Source organism: Johannesbaptistia floridana, assembly GCF_057440575.1.
Map to the genome: position 1 here is coordinate 1 of NZ_JALKVM010000140.1, position 19,525 is coordinate 19,525.

The following is a 19,525-nucleotide window of genomic DNA, read 5'->3' on the forward strand; positions in this document are numbered from 1 at the left end:
CTTTTGCAAGCCCCCACTATAATCGGTATTCCGATGATCGTGGTGGGATGTTGACTTTTTATTATTTATCTCAGATTTAGTCAAATTTTACCTTATTGACTTTTTGTAGGAAATTGTTTTATCTTAAAAAGTAGTTTAATATACAGTTTGTTTGAGCCTTTTTTACTCTACTGTATACAGTATACAAAAACAGTTTAAAATAGAGCGATTAATATAGAGAAAAAATGAATAAACATAGAAGTCATGAAAGCGCGGTAAATCACGTAACAGGAAAAGCGATTTATACAGACGATCAGCGTCTTCCCCAGGATATGCTATCTATATACCCAGTTTTATCCCCTCATGCCCACGCTAAAATCAAAAATATAGACATAAGTTTAGTAGAAGAAGTAGAAGGAGTAGTTACAGTAATAACGGCGGAAGATGTGCCAGGGAAAAACGATACTGGGTTAATAGTAGAAGATGAGATTTTACTACCTACCGATGAAGTTAATTATTATGGTCAAGCAGTGGTATGGGTAGTAGGAGAAACAGAAGATGCGGCGAGAGAAGGGGCAAAAAAAGTAAAAATAGAATATGAACAGTTAGAAGGGATATTAAGCATAAAAGAGGCGATCGCCAGAGAAAGTTTTCAGGGAGAAACCCAAGTAATTACCAGAGGAAACCCCACAGTTGCCTTAGAAAAAAGTAAACATACATTAGAAGGGGAAATAGAAATTGGAGGACAAGACCATTTTTACCTAGAGACTCAAACCAGTTGGGTGATACCCGATGTAGAAGGTAACTATCAAGTCTATGCTTCCACACAACACCCCACTGAAACCCAAGTAATCATAGCCCAAGTCTTAGGAATTCCCCGAAATCAAGTAGTTGTAACCTGTTTACGGATGGGAGGAGGTTTTGGAGGCAAAGAAACCCAAGCTAATCCTAGTGCCGCAGTAGCTGCTATAGCCGCCCAAAAAACAGGTCAACCAGTGCGAGTACGTTTGAAGCGAAAAGAAGATATGTTAATGACAGGCAAGCGCCACGGATTTTTGGGAAGTTACCAAGTAGGATTTACAGAAGAAGGAAAAATTAGCGGCTTAAAAGTAGATTTATATTCTAATGGCGGCTGGAGTTTAGACTTATCTCCTCCAGTCATGGGAAGGGCTTTGTTTCATATAGACAATGCCTACTATGTACCGAATTTAGTAGTAACCGGGAAAGTCGCTAAAACTAATACAGTATCAAATACAGCCTTTAGGGGATTTGGCGGTCCTCAGGGGATGGTGGTAATAGAAGAGATCATAGATCGCATTGCCCGTTATCTCAAGTTACCTCCAGAACAAATTCGCCAAAGTAACTTTTATCAAGGGGTTGGAGAGACTAACACCACTCATTATGGTCAAGAAATTATCAACAACCGCTTGCCAGCAATTTGGCGACAGTTAAAAGATAAAGCCGAATTTATCGCAAGACAAACCCAGATTCAACTATTTAATCGTCAGAATGCTTATAAGAAGAGAGGTTTAGCCATTACTCCCGTTAAATTTGGTATTTCTTTTACTAAAACAGAATATAACCAAGCTGGTGCTTTAGTTTTAATCTATCTCGACGGTAGCATTCAGCTTAATCATGGGGGAACAGAGATGGGACAAGGGTTACATACCAAAATGTTACAAGTAGCTGCTAAATCCCTCGGTGTTAGCTTAGAACGTTTTCGCCTAATGCCCACAAGTACTGATAAAGTGCCCAACACCTCAGCAACGGCGGCTTCATCTGGTTCTGATTTAAATGGACAGGCGGTGAAAAATGCCTGTGAAACAATTAAAGAAAGATTAGCACCAGTTGCTACAAAATTACTCAAACTTTACGCACCAGAAGAACTAGTTTTTGAAGATAACTGGATATATTGTGCCGGACATCCCAAACAGAGGGTTAGTTTTGATGAAGTTATTAAACAGGCTTATTTAGACAGAGTGAGTTTAGCAGCCACTGGTTATTATCGTACCCCTAATTTACATTTTGACCAGAAAACAGGCAAAGGTCGCCCTTTTTATTATTATGCTTTTGGTGCGGCCGTAAGTGAAGTGGAGGTTGATGGTTTTACTGGTACATTTAAGCTAAAACAAGTAGATATTGTCCATGATGTAGGAGAATCCCTCAATCCTTTAGTTGATAGAGGTCAAATAGAAGGGGGTTTTGTCCAGGGTATGGGATGGTTAACGATGGAGGAATTAGTCTGGGATAACCAAGGTAGGTTACGTACTTGTGCCCCTAGTACTTATAAAATACCTACTATAAGTGAAATCCCAGAGAATTTCACTGTTAACTTTTTAGAGAATGTACCTCAACCAGGAGTAATTTATGGTTCTAAAGCTGTAGGTGAACCTCCTCTGATGTTAGCCATTTCTGTACGTGAAGCTATTCGTGAGGCAGTAGCTGCCTTTGGTGAAGTTGACTGTGTCTCCCTAGCTTCTCCCGCTACTCCTGAAGCAATTCTCATGGCTATAGATAAGGTCCGCCGCGCTTCTGTAGTTAAAGCGGATTTGGTCTGCGATCAACCCCTAGCGGGATCTAAGGTTAAAATACACTAATCAAAGAAGCGATCGCGCTAACTGGGAATAAGTGTGCTGTGTGTGTGACAACGCTAGGACAGTATCTAACTCAGATCTTGCATCTTTACCCAAAGTTATTTGTGGTGGATGAATCTTGAAGTCTTGAAGTCTTGAAGTCTTGAAGTAATAAGTAAGAAGTCTTGACGTCTTGGAGTTTTGGAGTCTTGAAGTCTTGAAGTAATGAGTTAAAGAATTAATGCTCAACGCTTAAAAATTGGTTTACCTTTGTAAGATCTTAGGCGAAAGAGAAATGAACTTTTTCTGAGGTTAATTTAGTACATAAGTTCTGGTGCAAGATGTGAGTCTAAGGTTAAAACACAGCGATCGCCGAAATCTGGTTCTATCGTGTTTGGTATGCTAAAAATCTGTATTAATCTTTTAAAAGGAGACGGGGTAAAGGATTGAGTCAAAGAAAGTATCAGTTTAGCTAATTTACTTACCCCGTCTCGTTTCTGACTTTTTGAGGCATACTAAATACGGAAGACCCATAAATATTTGGCTCGTTGTCGAACTTGAACTTGAATTTCTGAGGATAAATAACGACGGACTGACACGATTTTCAGAAATTATTTAATGTAAAGATTACGGATAGTCCGATTAACTAGACTGAGATAATGTGATCAACGCCTAACGGCATCTAAGGTTAAAACACAACGATGAATTTGATGCTTTCGCTCTCGCTGATTATTTGTGATCAACGCCTAACGGCATCTAAGGTTAAAACACTCTTCTCTTCTTGCAAGGTTGAAGCTGCAACTTTCTGTGATCAACGCCTAACGGCATCTAAGGTTAAAACACGTGCGATCGCCCAAAACATCACCAAAGGGAACATGTGATCAACGCCTAACGGCATCTAAGGTTAAAACACATCGATGAATACGTTAAATTCTAGACGAATTACACGTGATCAACGCCTAACGGCATCTAAGGTTAAAACACAGTATTGTTTGTGTTTTTTGGTCCTTACTAACTTCTGTGATCAACGCCTAACGGCATCTAAGGTTAAAACACACTTCCTCTTTTTTAGGGTCTTTTGAGTTTCCTCACGTGATCAACGCCTAACGGCATCTAAGGTTAAAACACTCCTCCTTCTTCGTCAATTATTGTAAATAAATTTTCGTGATCAACGCCTAACGGCATCTAAGGTTAAAACACAATTATCTAATTGGTTTGATTAATCGCCAAATTGAGTGTGATCAACGCCTAACGGCATCTAAGGTTAAAACACTATTGTAGGCGGGAAATCTATACAGAAGGTAATTATGTGATCAACGCCTAACGGCATCTAAGGTTAAAACACTTTCTATTTAAGCTGATATTTTCAGCAACTTGTTAGTGATCAACGCCTAACGGCATCTAAGGTTAAAACACATCTAGAAGTTCTAGGGAATTAGGTAAATTCTCAGGTGATCAACGCCTAACGGCATCTAAGGTTAAAACACTGGATTTCTGAAGAAGATTTTTCTTTGCGGAAGGATGTGATCAACGCCTAACGGCATCTAAGGTTAAAACACTTATACGTCTTCATTATCTAAATACACAATAAAACGTGATCAACGCCTAACGGCATCTAAGGTTAAAACACTAGTGCGCCTCTCTAAAACCTCATCTGTTCTCCACAGTGATCAACGCCTAACGGCATCTAAGGTTAAAACACTGTGCATCTCTTGAGCAAGTGGACTACTTTGCCTTGTGATCAACGCCTAACGGCATCTAAGGTTAAAACACAAACCCTACCGCTATAGTTCTTGAGCCTACGGGCGTTGTGATCAACGCCTAACGGCATCTAAGGTTAAAACACCAGCAAAACCACGCGCAAACATTTGAACGCCAGCTTGTGATCAACGCCTAACGGCATCTAAGGTTAAAACACAGCAGGGGCTGAAACCCATAATTTATCTGTGTCCTTAGTCAATTTTACAAGCACCTCTGTAAAATAGCTAGTAAATTAATAATTATTAGCCAAATCAACTTAATTGTGTGGACTCAAAACCTTTGGTGGCAAGCATTCTAGAGTTTTGCAAGCACCTCCTGGGCCTAGATAAATGCCTGAAACCCAATGATAGTCTAAATTAGAGCCATTTTCCTTGTTCCAAACAATCAAACAACCAGAGGTGCTTGCATTTTTAAATCACACGAAAACCTGTATCATCTAATAACCAAGTGTTAGGACGGTTATATTTAGGCAAGTCCTTAACACATTGTTGAGAGAGACGAATTAAAATTAGGTCATCTTCAGTGGTGAGGATTTTTTCCAATTCCCAGCGCAATTTTTCCCGCATTCTTTGACTAAGCCAACAACGAAAAATAGAGTACTGTAGGCGATCGCCATAACCCTGTAAAAGTTTGTAGACTTTTCGCCACCGCTTAGGACAGCGGATGTCATAACATGCCAGAACGATTATCAAAACTCCCTACATAACGACCGCCACCTGAGACAAAATGAATGCCTACATTTTTATGTGAGAGAAAATGGAGGGCTTGAGTGGAGATTTGGGAAAAACTGTGAAGCACAACCTGACTAACCTGTTGTATGGAGACCTTTTGTTCAGCTTGATTACGTCGGCTAATCTTGAGTTGTTCTCCCGTACGTCCTACTTTTGTGCCTGGTTCAAGTACATGAATTACTTCTCGTTCGTCATCTTGTGGGAATAAGCGAACGGGATGCCATTCTTTGTTATGTGCAAGTCTAGCCTCTTCAGGTAAACAAACAGGAGATAGAGAACAACGAGAACATAAATACTCATTACTAACCACAGGGGGACGATAAGTAGATTTTCTTAATTCCCTTGCTTGTTGGATAGTATCGGATACCCATTTTCGAGCCTCTTCATCAACTGTGACATGGATTAAGACATTATCAGCATGATAACGAATTCTACCTTCTTGAACCTTGATTCCTAGGGATGCCTCAATTAAACAGCAATAAGCTAGAATTTGCAGTTTATCACTGTCCCAAGCTTGGGGTTTTTTATTCTCATCTCGATGACAGTGACCCCGTTTATGTTCATAGGGAATTGTTTGACCATCACGAGTACGCAAAGCGTCAACCCGTCCCCTTAGTCCTAAGATTTCGTCTTCTAGGTAAAGATCCAGCCATTCTTCATCTTCTTGTTTATCTATTTCTTCGTGTAACCGTCGTCCAGCAAATACTGCTGAATCTTGGGTATAAAGTTCTTCTACTTCCTCAAGGTAGAATAAACGAGGACAATAAGCAAAGGCATGAAGGGCAGAAACTCTCATGGTTTCTTCCGTTGAGTTAATGCTAGTTCTCTGTTCTAAATCAGTAGTTTTCATCTTAATATTTTGGTTAGATTTATATTGCTTTGCTACCAATATAATTAACAGACCAGGCAAAAAATCTTCCGACTTCAAAAGAAATTTATTCAGTTTTCAAGGTGCAAGTTTGAGAAAATTATACATTTTCTTATGTTCCTAATATAGGAACAATCAATTGGGAGTATTATTTCTTTTTTGAGGAACGAGAATTAGATTTTTTAGTAGTTACAGGTGCTGTAATTTCAGTCCAACAATTCTCATCAAATTCATCAGATTTACTTAAAGTAAACCTCTGGAATATACCTCTAGTTGTTGTGCGGTCAATCCAAATAGGCAAGCCAATTAATCCTCGATTATCTCTAACTAGCCATTGAATTTTGCCATCATCAGGTCTATAGTTTCTGATGCCGTTAATTAATGACCAAGATTCTCCTAGGGATAATCCTCCAAAACGAGTAATTTGTTCTGGTGATGAAAGGGCGATCGCCACTCTTTCATCAAGTTTAATAGTAGTTGATTCATTGGTTGAATTTACTTTTACTACTATTTTTAAATCAGTGAGAATTTCTTGAAAATTGGGCTTGGAAAACTTACTAGGGGGATAAGTTCCCATGTGAGTTTTACTGAATTTATGATGCCTTTGTTTGCGAACAATTCGGGAAATGGGCGGTAGATTTTCAATAATGCCAATAGCCAATTTAACGCCTAAATGGGTTGTTAAATCTTCTTCTCCTACTAATGAGAGTAAAAAACCATAAATAGTAGAAGGAGGGGGATAAAGATAGGTTTCTCGGTAATCCCTGGCAAAACTGCGAGGAAAACTAGTACAAGGACATTCTAAATATAGGGGATTTTCCATTAGGCTTTTACCTCGACATTTAGCATTGCTTTAGCTAAAGTAATTGCTTCTTTGATGCCTCGTTTTACTTCAACTCCTAAGCTTGTAAGTTTTTCCCCATAGGCAGTATCAGCGATTTCTCCCGCTACAATTAACTCGGATGCAGGAATATCTTTAACCTCAACTAAACGAACCAAACGAGGACAACCTACTGATTCACCAACTCTTTCAAAAGAATTCATAATCCAAGGACTGGGATCTTCTGTGACTCGTATAACAATGGATTGAGGACGGAATTCGTATAAGAAACGAGCATGATTACCACCCACATGCTTAATAGCAGGAATAGCATCTAATAATAATTCAGCTCGTTTGGGGTCTTTCAAACTACTTGGAGTAAGAGCTAAAGTATATTGGTAAGCTGTACAGTGAACTTCTGTAGTATGAATAGATGTTGTTCCTTTTTCCCCTCCTTTAGAACCAAAAACAATATCACCCCAATAAGGATCTAAACTAATAGCGCGACTAACTTCTAATACCCCTCTCCGCTTAGTCGTAGCATCTTTATTATCCTCTCCTTTTTTAGCATCCATGAACCCGAAAAGATCGTCATCAATGTAAGTTTTAGCATTGTATTTTTCATCTTTGATATGGTATTTATCGGTTTCTGCATCAAAGGTGCGATTTACTCTATCTGGTTGGGAATTTTGTAAACATTCTCGATATCCCCAGCGAATAGCATCGGCACTTACGGTAGTATACTGGTCATTCCCTCTGGTGATTTTTTGCAAGGTGGATAGAGTACTGCCATCCCCTTCGCCTCTATTATTAGAGGCAACAGCAGTGGGGGTAACTACGGTGACAAAGATGTGTTGAGACATGATTAATAACTCCTTGAATTTTTTTGATTAATATTAACTAAACAGTCATTTCAAATCCTTCTTCAGAATCTAAATCAGTATTAGATTCATCTAGAACTTCTTCTGGAATTTCCGATTTCCCATCTTTTCCTTTTCCTGTATAACTAGCAATAGCTAACAAAGCTAAATCTCTGGCTTTTCTCCAGTTATTATCTTTATGCAGCCATTGATATATTTCTGGTCCAACGCCTCTAGTTGCTTTGCTACGATGACGAGTCACAAAATCAACCATCGTTTTAGCAAAGTCCTGTTGAGTACTAGGTCTTTGTAAACGGTTAATGACTTTATTGGTAACTTGTGGGTAATCAAGCTTGCGACCTTGTTTTTGAGCTTTTATGATTTGCTCTCGTAAAAAATTACTAAAAGCACCTTGTACAGCATCAAATAATGTTTGTTCTAAAGCATCAAGATATTGAGACATTTTGACTAATCCTTGTCGTTCATAAATTTTATTTTTGTTTTTTTTGCAAAAGTTGTAGAAACCTAAATACCAGGGTTTACCAGTAATCAGATTGTCACAAAGCCAAGGTAAAACTTTTGAAATGGCTAAATATGTTTCTCCCTTCTTATTGGTGCGAACTTGAGATTTAAAAAACTGGAATGCTGAATCGTATAAATCTAAAATTTCTTCATTAGTTTTAACTCGATATACAGCTTGTTTTAAGTAATTTTGGTTACCATCCCATTGTTGTTTGCCTAATTGATAAACTTCACAGTAATCAACTCGGAAATTTTGGTTATCTTCTATGAGTTTGTCTTGCAACAAAAAGCGTAGGGCAGATTCTCCCGAACTACTAGAGCTAAAATCTCGGTAACTGCTTCCAGCATTTTTCTTACGACGTTTTACCCATTCTGTGAGATTTTTAACTTCAGGAATAACAACTGCTGAGCGATAGTTGGGTAGTTGATAATAGTTACAAGCTACTGGAAGAAAAATAAGAGCTAAAAAACCTTCTGGTGATTCTTGATAAGTACCATGGGCAAAACATTCTACTAATCCTGGTAAATGATGACCTTTTAGGGGAATTTTTGTTTTAAATATGCCCTTGGAGTTGAAAGCTTCTTTTAAATCTTTGGTGTAGTAACAATCTTCAACAGGCCGAAAACTGCGAGAAATTTCTGGTTGACCTTCGTCAATAAGAAAACTAAGTGAAATAGATTGCTTGTTTAGTTTTCTTTGTTGGTTATGTTGTAAAAATGTGGTTATTACCCCTTCTGTAAAAGTGTACTTTTCCTGTTGACCAAGATTAAGGGCAGGAACATCTAAGTAACCATCTACAAGACAATAAGTCTGTCTTAGTAAGCTTAAAACAGCCTCCTTGTCGCTACACTCCCAAGAAAGTTTTACTTCATCTTCAGTAACTTCCCACTGAAAGGGAACATCCGATGGCTTGATGGCATCTAAAGCTAATGCTAAACCAGCAATTCCGGCACGGTGTGGTAATAGAGTATTAGGGTCAAAAATAGATAGAATAATTTCTGTCATTCTGATTCTTTGGCCTCGTTTTTAATTTTATAAGCCCCTAATTCAGAGGAATAAGCCCATTGAGTACTAGGGGCAATCGGGTAAAATTTGTACTTATTCCATTGCTTAATTTCTCTAGGATTTGCTGGAATGGGAATAGTAAAACGAGGAATTTCTTTTGACGGGATAGATTTAATGGTGTTCAAATCTTCTTCAAGTAATACTGTGACATTAAAACCTGCTTTTCGTAAAGATGCAGTATAGGTTTGCCAACTTTTGTCTAATAAAACTGATTCTTTATCTGGGTTACCCTGCTTGTCAGACTGTTCTAACCATTTAGCTAAATCTGCTTGAGAAACTTCATCAGTGAATGACTCAATAAGCTTTAACCCGTTTTCAAGTTCTTCTTTAGCATAGGGATGGCCAACCTTTTCATCATGATAAAATAAGGCGTCTAAAGCATGACCACAATAACGGCGGTTTAATCTTCCTAAACGCTGAATCAATCCCGCAGGATCTGCGATTTGTGAAACTAATAGTGTTGCTGATAAATCAAGAGACATTTCCGCAACTTGAGTGGCGATCGCCAAAATAGGTTGATTATTTCCTGGTTTAAAGGCATCAACTACATCACGGTGATGTTGTACCCGATCTTCATAGCGAAAGCGACTATGATATATTATGGCGTTGATTCCTTTGGTTTTTGCCTCTTGGTAAACAGAAATTGCTGTGTTTACCTGATTACAAACCCATAGGACTTTACCCCTGTTGTTAAGTTCTTGTTCAACTCTTTGCCAATTTGGTGTTTCAGTATATTGGAAATAATAACGTGGTTCTGTTTCTAATTCAACTGGACCGTTAATTATCTCAATAGGTTCTCCCACTGCTTTTTTAATAGCTTCTAGTTGCCAAGGTAAGAATGAAGCTGACATTAATAATATGGGTGCTTTGACCACTTCTAGAAACCGCAATAAGGCACCAAATAGGCGATCATCATAACAGTGTACCTCATCAAAGACAAAAGCCCCTTGGGCGATCGCCGGAAAACAATAAATGGGTCTACGATTACATTGAAGCAATCCCAGAACCGTATCTACCGTACATACAATCGCTTCTCTTCCCCATGCTTTAAAAGACTCCAGTTTCAGGGCAACTTCATTATTAATCCCCTCTCCTGCTTCATCTTCCTCTCCCGTAGTAGCCATTGCTAAATCTACATCAGCACGAGAATGAAGCAAAACTGAATCTACTTGATTATGAACGTAATCTAAAAAACCTTCCGTACTAGTGCCCGTTGTTGGATAACAAAAAATAAGTTTTCTACCCAGTGCTTTCGATTTTGCCCAGTTATAAGCTCCTAATGTTTTTCCTGTACCACATCCTGCCCTAGCTAGGGTAACTCGTGGGGAACTTTGACCTAAATCAATTTGAAATGGTCTGAGTTGATTTCCATCAAGTCGAGCATTAATTACTTTTTGAAGTTTCTGTTCATCAAGAGTTCTTGTTACTTCTGAAGTAATCCATTCTTTAATAGATATTCTTTTTTCCTTCTGAATTAACTCATTAGCATTAGGAATGGCTGAACCGATGGCATCACCTGCAATTAATAAAGCTTTAACAACAGCGAGAAAAACTGGGTCACTTTGGCATTCATTAGAGAGAGACTCTTTTATTGTTTGTCTCTTATTTTTGATTTCTCTAATAGACCAAACCAAAGAATGTTCTTCAGATAATTTTTGTTTAAACTCTAGAGAAAATTTGATTTTTTGGGGTAAATTTAGAGCTTTGATTCCATATTTTAAAAGTTGATGAAAATGTCGATTAAACTGAGGTTTTCCCTTCACTAGATCAATGACATAAAAATATAATTTATCATCTCCACTTTGGCGAATTTCCCCCAATTCATCGGTAGATTTTCCTCCTCTTCCTCCTAATTTCAGATGATGTCCTCCGGCTGCTACTAATGCAGTAAAAAAATCTCCTTCCCCTTGTTCTAACCATTTTTTGAATTCCCAAGCTAGTAAAACTGAAAACACTTCATGTCGCATAAGTTGAGGATTTTCTGGAATAAAGCGTTTAGGGAAAGCTTTTTCCATTTTACTTCTCACAATCCCTTGAAAATGTTGATTAGCTTTTCCCCAATCATGAAGATATGCACTTTTACGAGCGGTAGCTCTTAATTGTGATAAACTACATTGAAGACCAAACTGTTCAATAAGGCGATCGCCTAAAATATCGACTAAAATGGTGATAGCATTAACCACATCTGCCGTATGTCCTACTAATCCATAAGAACCTTTCCAATTACCTGAATTAAAAGACTTAGCCAGTAAAATATTAGGGTTTAATTGAGAATTAAGCCGCATCATTTTCCTCCCAAGCAGGATAAAACCATCCACAGCCAAAATGTCTACGGCCACCTAAACCTAATCCTTGAAGTTTGAGAGAATCATCTTCATTTAAGTCTTCCACAACAACACCATAACCTAAGACATTTTTATCTCTAATTTTGATAGCTTTTAATGCCAAATCTCCTTGGTAATTACTATCAATAAAAGCTTTACCCTTAACATCAATTTTCTCTAAAGCCTTCTGACAAGATTCTAAAAATTGAAAAGGTGCTTCTTGAATATTCCATTTTTCTAAACGAAAGATAACTAGTCTTGCTTTTAGTACTTTACTGGTTGTAGGCAAGGTTAAACGAGGTTGAACTAATCGTATTAAATGACCTCTAATATCTAAAACCTGATTTTGAAACAAGCGATACCATTGTGTTGCTTGGTCCGCCGGACATCGAAAACGAAACCGAGACATTTTATTAAGATAAATCATACCACTTTTATCAGGAATACCCGGAATACTAGATAGTAAAATATCTGAAGATAAATTTTGATTATCTAATAGTGATGGTTTTTGTTCTTGACATAGCTTTTTGATAGCAGAGTAGAGGGCATAACCATGATCTGCTGGTAAAGTTTGTCCCCTTAAGGAAAATTGAATCTCAAGAAAATTCATAGTGTTACTTTTTTTAATTTCTAGACAGTTGATAATGTTGAGTCATCCCCTCAACTTCGGCTTTGACTAAGTTAACTAACTCCGTTGGTTTTTTGACCACAGCCCCTTGGCCATAACCCAATACCCACCGCTTTAGTTCGTTTAGTCCTCCACTCATTAAATACAAAGTTAATGAACCATCATCATGTTCGGTAATCTCTTGAGTAATGTGCCAACGTCTTTCACGGATAAAAGGAGCATGATGTTTATCAAACCAGATAGCCACAGGCACAGGATCTCCTCCTACTTCGGCTTGAAAAATTTGGTCAAGATAGGTTTGAGGATCAAAATTAGGATCTGGTTCAAAAACTTCATCTAGTACTTTTATTTGTTGAATTCTATCAACCCGAAACCAGCGAATTTGTTCTCTTTTATGACAAAACCCAATCACATAAGGATTAGTAGCGCGATAAATATGCAGTAAATAAGGGTCAACCACTCGTTCAGAATATTGGTTGCGACTCGCCGTGTAATAATAAATCCAAATCTGTTTGAAGTTACGACAAGCTTCTAATAACTTTTGCCAAATATCTGGGTCAAGATTAATTTCTACTCCTGAACGAAAAACTATCCTTTCATCCGCTAACTGTTGTAAGTCAATCCAAGTTTTTTCTGGTAATCTTTCCGATAAACGTTCAATCGCTGACCTTAATTCTGGTTCGTATGCAGCTCCTGCGTATGATTGCAGCATTCTTGCTCCCAAGGTTAAGGCAAATAATTCCCCATTAGTCAAAGATATACTCGGCAATCTCCATGTAGAATTTGTGTAATACCAACCATCTTTTTTACTGTAAACTAAAGGTGCTGAAAATCTATCTCTCAAGAAATTTAAGTCATCTCGAATTGTCCTTTCTGTTACTTCTAGTTCTTCTGCTATTAGCAGTTGTGTCATACGACGCCTGCTGCGCAGTAGCTCATCGATTTGGAGGAACCTTTCCAGACGACGGGGCGACAATTTTGTGTTATTGACCATAATCAATCACTTAAAGTGTTTGTTAAATCAATCTTATACAATCAACCCGGAAAAAAAGCTTCCGCTTTAGACTAAATTAATTATTTTAAATTTACTTAATACAAATAGAATTTTATATAATTATATAGTTAGTTAATTTTAAAAGGGCGATCGCCTCACCTGATTAAAAAGCCAGAAACACAAAAAGAATACCCCAAGTTCTACAACTTGGAGTAGTTAAAGAGATACTCTTCCTGTGTGCTGTGTGCTCAACGCCTAATGGCATCTAAGGTTAAAACACCCCCTAGTGCTGTAGTTTTAGAGCCTACAGGTACTGTGATCAACGCCTAACGGCATCTAAGGTTAAAACACATTAGGAACGAGTATAAACTCAACAAAATGTCTGCTGTGATCAACGCCTAACGGCATCTAAGGTTAAAACACGATTCTGTCTCCTTTTCTTTATTTTTGTTTTGTGTGTGATCAACGCCTAACGGCATCTAAGGTTAAAACACAATCCTCAATCAACAGGAAAAATAGTAATAGCGATCGCGTGATCAACGCCTAACGGCATCTAAGGTTAAAACACATTCAAATCAGCATCGGCGATTACTACTAACTCAGGTGATCAACGCCTAACGGCATCTAAGGTTAAAACACATGTTGCAAAAATACAAAAATACTCAACTACAGCAGTGATCAACGCCTAACGGCATCTAAGGTTAAAACACATTGCTATTTTATACAATATTCTGTTATAGTAGTTTGTGATCAACGCCTAACGGCATCTAAGGTTAAAACACATCTCTTTCGTCGGTTCTTTCTATCCATTCCCTATATTGTGATCAACGCCTAACGGCATCTAAGGTTAAAACACATCTCTTTCGTCGGTTCTTTCTATCCATTCCCTATATTGTGATCAACGCCTAACGGCATCTAAGGTTAAAACACCTTTCCTACATCTCAATATCTTAATATTTTCATAGGAAGTGATCAACGCCTAACGGCATCTAAGGTTAAAACACGACAAGTTTGTTAATTCTGATAAGCGCAATAAAATGTGATCAACGCCTAACGGCATCTAAGGTTAAAACACTTTTTCTTTTGTCCTATGGGACGATTGGTAGGAATCGTGATCAACGCCTAACGGCATCTAAGGTTAAAACACTGATTTTGTTTATAGAAGAAAACAATATATTTATGTGATCAACGCCTAACGGCATCTAAGGTTAAAACACTTTCTACTCCGTTTGTGTCTGTTCTTCCTTTTGTCGTGATCAACGCCTAACGGCATCTAAGGTTAAAACACAATCTGTATAGCACTGTTCGTCTGATATTAAATCAGGTGATCAACGCCTAACGGCATCTAAGGTTAAAACACCTGTAGATAATTTCATTCAAGTCGATGAATGTTTATGTGATCAACGCCTAACGGCATCTAAGGTTAAAACACGAAGATACTTGGGAACAACCTGAGTATGGCAAACCGTGATCAACGCCTAACGGCATCTAAGGTTAAAACACAATTATACTGACTATCTTCAGTCTCAAGGAATAACTAAAGTGATCAACGCCTAACGGCATCTAAGGTTAAAACACCTACTGCTATTTAGTCTAATCGCCACCAAAACAGAGTGATCAACGCCTAACGGCATCTAAGGTTAAAACACGTGTGTGTGGCTAGTCAATTATTTCGATGTTATTAGGTGATCAACGCCTAACGGCATCTAAGGTTAAAACACTATTATCATCAGATTTGTATAAATCGCTAAATTGGTGTGATCAACGCCTAACGGCATCTAAGGTTAAAACACTTTCTACAAAGTTGATTGTTTCTTGTACGTTAGCGTGATCAACGCCTAACGGCATCTAAGGTTAAAACACTTAAGAACGAGTTGGCAATAACTCTTAAGTATTTGTGTGATCAACGCCTAACGGCATCTAAGGTTAAAACACCTATCTCGATAAAAATCTACTAAATAATAAGTACGTGATCAACGCCTAACGGCATCTAAGGTTAAAACACTTCCAACAAAATTAAAGTTACTATCATCAGGAAGGTGATCAACGCCTAACGGCATCTAAGGTTAAAACACTCCCAATCTTCAAAATTACAAAGAACATAACCGTTTTGTGATCAACGCCTAACGGCATCTAAGGTTAAAACACTGATTACCTATGTTTCTGCGCTCGCTGGTATTTTTGGTGATCAACGCCTAACGGCATCTAAGGTTAAAACACAACTTAGCTCATATTCTTCTTTCCACATTGAAATAGTGATCAACGCCTAACGGCATCTAAGGTTAAAACACATAAAGAAAAAGCCCCAAAAAGAGGGACGTAAAAGTGATCAACGCCTAACGGCATCTAAGGTTAAAACACAGCGACGGCTGAAACCCATAACTGGTTATAGCCTCTACTTAATTTTACAAGCACCTCAGGAAAATAGCTAGTAATTTGATAATTCTTAGCAAACTTCATTGAATTTTGTTGTCTGAAAGCATTAACTGATAAGGATTAGAGAGTTTTGCAAGCACCTCAAAGCACTTATAAATCTCTGAAACCCAGAGCTAGTAAGGATTAGAGACAGTTTATTTGTTTAAAATAATTAAACAATCAGAGGTGCTTGCATTTTTACACCAAAAGCAAAAAATAATTAAGGCTTGCTGAATAAATCTAAAACTCTGATTTCGTATAGGTTTGATCTGGTTTTTTAAGTGTAAAGTAGGGGCGCAAGGCTTGCGCCCTCATTTATTCTGCTTTTTTCTCATAACTTAATTTGGTGCGTTACGCGCTTTGGGCGAAGTTCGCACCCTACAACTCCCTGCTCCCTGCTCCCTGCTCCCTGCTCCCTGCTACAAATTTATTACTTTAGCCAGATATAATCCCTAGTAAACTTCTGCTATTGATATATAGGTAAAAAAGTAAAATTACAGCTATGAGAATACCTATAGATATTACAGAAATTTGGGAAGATTTAGCTATACCTGTTGGGGGTAAAATTATTTATGTAGTTTTTGACGGCATAGGAGGATTACCAGATACTCAACAGGGGGGTACAGAATTACAAGTAGCTAATACTCCTAATTTAGATAAGTTAGCTAAACAGTCTAGTTGTGGTTTACTAGAAATTGTTGGTCCTGGAATTACACCGGGTAGTGGTCCTGGGCATTTAACTCTATTTGGCTATAATCCTCTGAAATATCGTCTCGGGAGAGGGGTTTTATCTTCTCTAGGGATTGATTTTGATTTAAAACAAGGAGATGTGGCGGCGAGGGCTAACTTTGCTACTATAGATGCTGAAGGGAAAATTAGCGATCGCCGTGCCGGAAGAATTGCTACTGACTTAAATAAGAGTTTATCTGAAAAGATTCGCAAGAAAGTAAAATTAGATTTCTCTGGAGAATTCTTTTTTGAAACTGTGAGTGAATATCGTGCTGTTTTAGTCTTACGAGGAGATGACTTAGGGGGGAATCTACCGGATATTGATCCCCAAAGGATAGGAGTTAAACCGAATCCAGCTAAAGCTAATTCTCCTGATTCTCAAAAAACAGCAGATTTAGTTGATTCTTTTTTGAGTCAGGTGAAAGAAATATTAGCATCTGAAACTCCAGCAAATATGGTGTTGCTGAGGGGATTTGAAAAATATAATCCTTTACCAAGTTTGGAAGAACGCTTTAAGCTAAAAGGGGTTTGTATAGCTGATTATCCTATGTATCGTGGTGTGAGTAGACTGTTGGGAATGGATGTCTTACCCCATCCTGGAGGTATGGAAAAAAGATTTGAAAGTCTATCTAAGTGTTATGGAGAAGATTATGATTTTTATTTTCTTCATGTGAAGAAAACTGATAGTTATGGGGAAGATGCTAACTTCCAAGAAAAGGTAAAATTAATTGAAACAGTAGATACTCTCATGCCTCAGGTAACCTCTTTACAACCAGATGTCTTAGTAGTAACAGCAGATCACTCCACACCAGCAATTATGGGAAGACATAGTTGGCATCCTGTACCAACTATGCTCTATTCTCCAACAGCTAAAGTAGATAATGTGAGTAGTTTCGATGAATATGCCTGTTTAGCAGGCTCTCTCGGTACTCGTCCCGGTACTGATATTATGGGCTTAGCATTGGCTAACGCCGGGAGATTGCAAAAATTCGGTGCCTAATTTTAATTAGGGATTTGATCTGAGTCGATAATTTTATGGTGCGTTACACGCAGGTTAACGCACCCTACTTGCTATAGATTTATGTTAAGTTACACTTTGCCTTTCGCACCCTACTGTAACTGAAAGAGCGATCGCCCTTTTTTTTTAAGATAAAAAGGTTCTCATTTTAACCTTTTCAAAGCTGCCTTCTTCCATTGAGGGAGTGTGAATCTCATGGAATTCTTTACTGAGATCTCGCGCCTGTTGATAACTATCAATGTCTCCCTGTTCAAAATATAGTTTAGCAGCCCGGCGTAAATCTTCTACAGCTTGTCTTCTGTTGCCTAATTCGGCTTCTAATATACCCCGTTGATGATGTGCGGCGGCGTGGTTGATATCTAGTTTAATCGCTTGAGTGTAATCGGCGATCGCCCCTTCTTTGTCACCGAGATTTTGGTGACTCAAACCTCTTTGGTAATAGAAGTCGCCACAGTCGGGATTAGTGCGAATTGCTTGGGAGAAGTTTTCAATTTTTTGCAAATCACCGACTATTTCTGCCAATTTATTTTTCTCACAATCTACAGTTTGTAGAGATTCCCTTAAATTTTGGTCTCCTGCGGCAAAATCAACTTTTATTTGTTCTAAATCATTACCTAAACTTTCCCTTAGTTGATTCAAATCTAAACCTAGTTGTTGAGAATGTTGCTGGAGATTTTCCTTGAGACTAGATTCAGTTTCTAGTAAGGAATTATTCACAGAAGTAATAGCTGCTTGGTGATGGGTGTTGATTTCTCCTAATAGACGTTGACGATTAATCAAATTAAGAGCAACAGAAAGAGATAGGGGTATGGTGGCAAAAGCGGCAGATTGACCTATAGCTGTGGCGGCAGCACCTCCTACAGAAATAACTGCGGCGCCAATTTCGGCAAAATCTAACCAATGTTTTTGTTGAGACATAATTTTTTTCCTCTAACTAATTATCTAACTCATTAAAGTATGGTCAAGTTGTAAAGCTGGACTAATTAATTTTGCTTCTTCTGGAGTAAGATAAGCTTTGGTATTCTTTTCTAAGAGTTTGTAAATGACATTATCGTGGCGATCATATTGATAAGCACGTACAATTGTTCGATACCAAATCAGCATATTATCCCGTAGATAATCCAAGTCATTTAATAACATGGTTGCCGTCGTGCAACGTAACAAATCAATCATATCTCGTCTACACACTTCGGTAATATCTCTACCATTAAGTTTAAATAAGCCTGGATCTATTTCTCGTTTTTGTTGTTCTACTTTCTCGATAATCTTGTTTTCAGCCGCCCGTACTTTTTCATAAGTGGTAATGCGTTTTTCTAGAGTAACAAAGTAATCTTCTAAAAATTGTAACTCAGCATCGGTGGCGTAGCGGCCATCGGTTTCTACGCTGAGACGAGCAAGGGGTTTTAACATAGTATTTATACCTCGTCAGTTTTTGCTAAATATTCTTCTACTTTTCCTTGAGTTTGTTGGAGTTGAGTAATCATCGAACGAGTGATTAACTTACCCTCTTCTACTAAAATTTCCCCTGATATTGGGTGTAAAATATTTTCCTGGGCACGACGTCCAATTAAATCCTCAATATTGTCAATGGCATTCAAATACATCCCACTGGGAATTTCCACCACTACTCCTTCAGCGAGGACTCTTGCTTGACAGGCTAGACGAGAATTACTTTTACAACTGGTAATTACTTCTAGACTGCGTTTTTCCCGGCGACTCACAGGAGAGAGACTGTTTATCCCTTCTTTTATATACACATGGCAGGTGGCGCATCTACCTGTGGCCCCACATTCTTGTAATACATGCAGTTCTTCCTGTAACAAGGCTGAGAGTAAGTTCTCATTGGTGTTGATAACGGTTTCTTGATTGAGAGGTTCTAACTTAACGATTTTACCCATCTAAAATATCTCCAGGGGACTCCCGTTATAGGTCAGGCGGACGCCTGACTCGGCCTTCGCCGAGTACGGCCGAACCCTTAACGGGAGGGGAATGGAGTTCAACAAATAAACTGAGCGGAGCGAATCTTTAATTGAAAGCATAATTGTACCCGTCATTACGATGAATATGTGTTAGATATTTAGGATGAACATCAAATTTTTTATTAGGTAATTGCAGAACAAAACTAGGACGGAATCTAATAGCAATTCTCCCTACATATTGACCTGCAAATTTACCTTTAGGGAAGGATAACGCCGGAATACGGCCGCTTTTCCTAGTTTTAAAAGCCGTCTTGCCTG

The 19,525-nt window shown here is 38.2% G+C and carries 13 protein-coding genes, 1 pseudogene and 2 CRISPR repeat arrays; of the genes and pseudogenes, 2 read left to right on the plus strand and 12 right to left on the minus strand.

Translation table 11 applies throughout. The annotated features are described in order from the left end of the window. The first annotated feature begins 224 nt into the window (after positions 1-224). On the plus strand, positions 225-2,576 hold the full coding sequence (gene xdhB / locus MW688_RS09645) for a xanthine dehydrogenase molybdopterin binding subunit (protein ID WP_486735760.1): 2,352 nt from the start codon (positions 225-227) through the stop codon (positions 2,574-2,576). A gap of 637 nt (positions 2,577-3,213) precedes the next feature. Next, a CRISPR array of direct repeats spans positions 3,214-4,470; the repeat unit is 36 nt; unit sequence GTGATCAACGCCTAACGGCATCTAAGGTTAAAACAC. A 253-nt stretch (positions 4,471-4,723) separates the two neighbouring features. Here the strand turns inward: xdhB and cas2 are convergent. The 8 genes from cas2 to MW688_RS09685 form a co-directional block, all read right to left on the minus strand. Then, positions 4,724-5,005: a CRISPR-associated endonuclease Cas2 gene (cas2, locus tag MW688_RS09650; protein ID WP_486735761.1), complete on the minus strand. Its 282-nt coding sequence runs from the start codon at positions 5,003-5,005 to the stop codon at positions 4,724-4,726. Continuing rightward, positions 4,980-5,894: a CRISPR-associated protein Cas4 gene (cas4, locus tag MW688_RS09655; protein ID WP_486735762.1), complete on the minus strand. Its 915-nt coding sequence runs from the start codon at positions 5,892-5,894 to the stop codon at positions 4,980-4,982. The genes cas2 and cas4 overlap by 26 nt, the downstream gene beginning before the upstream one ends. 166 nt (positions 5,895-6,060) lie before the next feature. Further along, positions 6,061-6,735: a CRISPR-associated protein Cas5 gene (cas5, locus tag MW688_RS09660; RefSeq protein ID WP_486735763.1), complete on the minus strand. Its 675-nt coding sequence runs from the start codon at positions 6,733-6,735 to the stop codon at positions 6,061-6,063. Next, positions 6,735-7,595, minus strand: a complete 861-nt coding sequence (cas7i, locus tag MW688_RS09665) for a type I-B CRISPR-associated protein Cas7/Cst2/DevR (RefSeq protein WP_486735764.1) — start codon at positions 7,593-7,595, stop codon at positions 6,735-6,737. The genes cas5 and cas7i overlap by 1 nt, the downstream gene beginning before the upstream one ends. A 37-nt stretch (positions 7,596-7,632) precedes the next feature. Further along, a complete protein-coding gene (gene cas8a1, locus MW688_RS09670; protein WP_486735765.1) occupies positions 7,633-9,120 on the minus strand; it encodes a type I-MYXAN CRISPR-associated Cas8a1/Cmx1 in 1,488 nt (495 codons plus the stop codon). Further along, positions 9,117-11,468 carry a CRISPR-associated helicase Cas3' gene (gene cas3 / locus MW688_RS09675; RefSeq protein ID WP_486735766.1) on the minus strand — a complete coding sequence of 784 codons (2,352 nt, stop codon included), beginning with the start codon at positions 11,466-11,468 and terminating at the stop codon, positions 9,117-9,119. Before cas3 ends, cas8a1 begins: the two co-directional genes overlap by 4 nt. Next, a complete protein-coding gene (gene cas6, locus MW688_RS09680) occupies positions 11,455-12,114 on the minus strand; it encodes a type I-MYXAN CRISPR-associated protein Cas6/Cmx6 (protein ID WP_486735767.1) in 660 nt (219 codons plus the stop codon). The genes cas3 and cas6 overlap by 14 nt, the downstream gene beginning before the upstream one ends. 13 nt (positions 12,115-12,127) lie before the next feature. Further along, on the minus strand, positions 12,128-13,126 hold the full coding sequence (locus MW688_RS09685; protein WP_486735768.1) for a helix-turn-helix transcriptional regulator: 999 nt from the start codon (positions 13,124-13,126) through the stop codon (positions 12,128-12,130). 244 nt (positions 13,127-13,370) lie between these two features. After that, a CRISPR array of direct repeats spans positions 13,371-15,487; the repeat unit is 36 nt; unit sequence GTGATCAACGCCTAACGGCATCTAAGGTTAAAACAC. A gap of 556 nt (positions 15,488-16,043) precedes the next feature. On the opposite strand from MW688_RS09685, the gene MW688_RS09690 reads away from it, so the two are divergent. Further along, the gene (locus MW688_RS09690) at positions 16,044-17,270 is read left to right on the plus strand and encodes a 2,3-bisphosphoglycerate-independent phosphoglycerate mutase (RefSeq protein ID WP_486735769.1); all 1,227 of its coding nucleotides are present in this window, start codon (positions 16,044-16,046) and stop codon (positions 17,268-17,270) included. Positions 17,271-17,414: 144 nt separating this feature from the next. On the opposite strand, the gene MW688_RS09695 is transcribed toward MW688_RS09690, so the two are convergent. The 4 genes and pseudogenes from MW688_RS09695 to MW688_RS09710 all read right to left on the minus strand — a co-directional run. Then, positions 17,415-18,206, minus strand: coding sequence for a tetratricopeptide repeat protein (locus MW688_RS09695; protein WP_486735770.1), 792 nt, complete (start codon positions 18,204-18,206; stop codon positions 17,415-17,417). Positions 18,207-18,230: 24 nt separating this feature from the next. Beyond that, a complete protein-coding gene (locus MW688_RS09700) occupies positions 18,231-18,698 on the minus strand; it encodes an allophycocyanin (protein WP_486735771.1) in 468 nt (155 codons plus the stop codon). A gap of 5 nt (positions 18,699-18,703) precedes the next feature. After that, positions 18,704-19,186 (minus strand): 2Fe-2S iron-sulfur cluster-binding protein, encoded by a 483-nt coding sequence (locus MW688_RS09705; protein ID WP_486735772.1) that lies wholly within the window; start codon positions 19,184-19,186, stop codon positions 18,704-18,706. Between the two features lie 127 nt (positions 19,187-19,313). Then, positions 19,314-19,525: pseudogene (locus MW688_RS09710) on the minus strand (hypothetical protein); the annotation flags it as partial.